Source organism: Streptomyces sp. NPDC006265 (genome assembly GCF_040613555.1).
Lineage (GTDB): Bacteria > Actinomycetota > Actinomycetes > Streptomycetales > Streptomycetaceae > Streptomyces.
Genome location: NZ_JBEXSH010001530.1, coordinates 1 through 1,059 on the forward strand (window position 1 = coordinate 1; position 1,059 = coordinate 1,059).

At 73.7% G+C, this 1,059-nt stretch carries 2 pseudogenes; one reads left to right on the forward strand and one right to left on the reverse strand.

The window, feature by feature from the left end:
* Positions 1-125: 125 nt before the first annotated feature.
* Positions 126-983, reverse strand: a pseudogene (locus ABZ281_RS50385) (FAD-linked oxidase C-terminal domain-containing protein); the annotation flags it as partial.
* Between ABZ281_RS50385 and ABZ281_RS50390 the strand changes: the two are divergent.
* Positions 980-1,059, forward strand: a pseudogene (locus ABZ281_RS50390) (IclR family transcriptional regulator); the annotation flags it as partial. The pseudogenes ABZ281_RS50385 and ABZ281_RS50390 sit on opposite strands and share 4 nt — an antisense overlap.

Consider the following 1,059-nt stretch of genomic DNA (forward strand, 5'->3'; position numbering starts at 1 on the left):
CTCCGCCCGCGGTGGGGTTGACGACGGCGGTGAACTGTCGCATCGATGTGCCTCCGGGCTGACGGGTGGTGCCGGGCTGTCGTCTGATGGGGTGGTGCGTGCTCGAGCAGGCGCGGGGGCCGCGGTCAGTCGGCCGGCAGCAGGACGCCGGGGTTCAGCAGGCCGTCCGGGTCCAGGCGTTGCTTGACGGCCTGCAGTGCCGCGACGCCCAGGTCCGTGGCCTCGCGGACGTACCAGTCGCGGTGGTCGGTGCCGACCGCGTGGTGGTGGGTGATGGTGCCGCCGGCCGTGAGGATCGCCTCGTTCGCGGCGTGCTTGGCGCGCGTCCAGTGCGCCACCGGGTCCTCGCCCTGTGCCGAGACGACGGTGAAGTACAGGGAGGCGCCGTTCTCGTAGACGTGCGAGATGTGGCACATGACCAACGGCGGGGTGCCGTGCTCGGTGAGTGTGGCGGTCAGCGCGTCGCGGACACCCGCGTACAGGCCGGGCAGCCGCGACCAGTAGGCGGCGGTCTCCAGCGTCTCGGCGAACGCTCCGGCTTCGAGGAGCGAGTCCCGCAGGTACGGTGCCGAGTAGCGGCCGCGCGCCCAGCGCTGTCCTGGTTCGTCGCCCGCGTACTCGCCGCCGCAGTCGGTGAGTACGGCCGCCGCGGCCGCCCGGCGCTGCGCGGTGTCGTCCTCGGTGCCCTCGAAGCCGACGACGGCGAGACATCCCGCGCTCTGCCGCTCGGCGGCGGAGCCGATGACATCGGGCTGGGCCAGGCCGATCAGTGTCTCGGTCTCGTCGGAGAGCCGGAGGACGGTGGGGCGCGGGCCGTCCTGGGCGAGCCGGCGCAGGGCGGCGGTGCCCTCGTCGAAGGAGGCGAAGCGCCACCCTTCGTAGCGGCGGGTCTGCGGGACGGGCCGGACGCGGACGGTGACGGAGGTGATGACGCCGAAGGCGCCCTCCGAACCGAGCAGCAGCTGGCGCAGATCGGGGCCGGCTCCCCGACAGCGCCGAGCTGGTCGCGATGACCCCTAACAGCATCACCGACCCGGGCGCCCTGCGCGAGGCTCTGGC